We start from the raw sequence: 2,506 nt of genomic DNA, 5'->3' as shown, positions 1-2,506 counted from the left end.
CAAAAAAGGGGCCCAAGCCGTCAAACTCAGGGTGGAAACCATCATCGCAGCCAAATTGGCCGGCACTCCCCTCCCTCCGGATCTCGCTCTTTGGCTGCGCGAAATCAGTGACGAACTGTACGACCGCCTCGTCCGCGCTGCTCTTGTTCCGCCCAGAGAAAACCGGCTCACAGTCAAAGATTTAGTGAATTTCTGGCTCTGTGAGGCCCAAAAATCCCAGGCTAAGCCCTCCACGTTGGCAGCCATGCGAGTGGGGGCGGCCAAACTCCTGGAATTGTTCGGCGATCGACCGGCCGCCACGATTACCATGGAAGACGCCCTCCGGTATCGAGATGAGCTTCTCGCCTCGGGTCTGCGTCCAGCAACGGTGTCCCGCCGGATTCAACATGCTCGCCATGTCTTTCGCGAGGCTCAACGACGAGGGCTAATTACCAACAATCCATTCGAGGCTGTCAGACCCCCCAGCCATAACCCGGCTGATCGCCGCAGATACGTGACCCTCGAGGAGACACAACAACTGATCGAGGCAGCCCCCGATTACTTGTGGCGGCTCCTCATTGCCCTCGCTCGTTACGCCGGACTAAGAGTCCCTTCCGAAGCCCTTTCTCTCCGCTGGCAAGACGTGCTTTGGGATAGCAACCGCCTGGTCATTCGCAGTCCAAAGACGGAACGCACAGGCAAGCCCTATCGCGTCATCCCCATGTTCCCCCTTTTAAAGCCTTACCTCGAAGAAGCCTTCGAACGAGCCCAGGAGGGAGACGCCTTCTTATTCCCTCAACTGTGGCGGCAGCGAGCCCAAGGGGCAACCGGTTGGGTGAACTGTAACTTCCGGACACAGTTTAAACGCATTATTCACAACGCAGGCCTGGAACCTTGGCCCCGATTGTGGCACAACCTGCGGGCATCCTGTGAATCTGACCTAGCGCAATCTTTTCCGCTGGCAGTAGTGGCCAAGTGGTTGGGAAATACTCCCAGCATTGCCCTGCGGCACTACGTTGACCCAACCGACGCCGCTTTTCAGCAAGCCCTCTGTTGGCATCCAGGACAACCAACGGCAACACCTCACGCAGAATCTTCCTTAGAGAAGAAACCCACTCAGGCTGAACTCGCCATGCGTGGAAAATGGGCAGAAGCAGGCCGTCACATCCGTGAAGAAATCGCAGAGGTGACGCCGACTGCTCAGAACGAAACTTCGCTCCCTGCGCACCGTGCCCTTCTAAAAGCCGCAGCCACCCACCGGATGCCTGCCACTGAAAAGACAATTTCTTTGGAAACCGCGGGCCTGTGCACGACCGGCCAGGAAAGAGGAGTTAAACCACAGGAAACGACCGCGAGCGAGCAAACCCTGGACCTGAACCTTGTCTCACAAGCCGCAGGGGAGTTCGCCATGGAAAGGGCAACACCCCCGGACAGCCCAACCACTCTCAATAGAGACGAGAGAGCAAAAGCGGCGAATATGAACGCTTCCTTTTCGCAGTCTGACGCGGAGCTTGCCATGGAAAGGGCAATCCCCACAGACAACCCGGCCTTGTACGATAGACTCGCCGAGAAACGTTCCCGAGCGCAGACGCCTAGAAAAAGTGGTGGCTCCAAATCCGGCTCCACGGTGGCTCCAAGTCCGGCTCCGCAACCGACCGCAATAGAGCGCAATGAAGCGAAGACAGCGCCGCAACTGCTGGAAAATAGGCAACTTATGCCTCCACTTGCGCCGCACGGCTTCTCTTGGCCCACTTCCCCATTGGGCGATGCGGGACTCGAACCTGCGATCCCCAGCGCGTCGAGACTGGCCTCGTCTCCCCATTTTTGGGTGCGAGATTCCAGTCAGGCTCCAGAATGTGACACGAACAGAGATAACGTGGTGAACCGGTAGAGTCGGTGTACACAATATGCTGGGCTCAGAGATCGTCTGATCTACAACGCTTTGATTGTCGCTCGAGCCATTTGGATCGCAATTGCGTGCGATTTATCGGCCGTCTAGAATTTAGACGGGCTCTACCGCACGTCTTTCTAGAGGAGAACGCGGCAATGATCGACCAGGACAAGTGGATCCTGTGCGCTCTTGCGATAGCACCCTTAGATCGAATTCGCCTGATGAAGACACTCTTTCGCTTCTGGTGGCACTCAGGGCAAAACATCCCAAACTTCTTCAGGTTCAAGCCTTATCTTTATGGACCGTGGAGTCCAGAGGTTTACCACTCCCTGGAAAGACTCGAACAAGAGGGGCTGATAGTTCGCTTGCCCCATGCGGTGCCCGCTTGGTCGAAATATCATCTCACAGACCGGGGAAGACGGATGGCTAAAGAATTGGCGTTGACCATTGATCAGGCACATTTGGATTTGCTAAATGAGTTGACGTCCGAAACATCTAGGCTGGGTTTCTCTGATCTTCTGAAATTAGTTTACGGAGAGGCCCCTCAGTTCGCTCAAAATTCCGTTGTGAAAGAAGCCCTCTATGACGCTGATTATCGCTCTGCCAGCAACTGACGGAATTGTATTGGCGTCCGAT

2 protein-coding genes are annotated in these 2,506 nt (G+C 55.8%); both read left to right on the top strand.

Features of this window, described 5'->3' with window-relative positions; genetic code table 11:
* A partial coding sequence (locus tag H5U08_RS15660; RefSeq protein WP_297035133.1) for a site-specific integrase occupies positions 1 to 1,870 on the top strand: 1,870 nt, incomplete at its 5' end.
* A gap of 155 nt (positions 1,871 to 2,025) precedes the next feature.
* Positions 2,026 to 2,484, top strand: a complete 459-nt coding sequence (locus H5U08_RS15655) for a MarR family winged helix-turn-helix transcriptional regulator (protein ID WP_297035130.1) — start codon at positions 2,026 to 2,028, stop codon at positions 2,482 to 2,484.
* The last annotated feature ends 22 nt before the right edge of the window (positions 2,485 to 2,506 follow it).

This window comes from Thermogutta sp., assembly GCF_014359955.1.
In the GTDB taxonomy this organism is placed as follows: domain Bacteria; phylum Planctomycetota; class Planctomycetia; order Pirellulales; family Thermoguttaceae; genus Thermogutta.
This window is presented reverse-complemented; position numbering and strand designations above follow the sequence as displayed.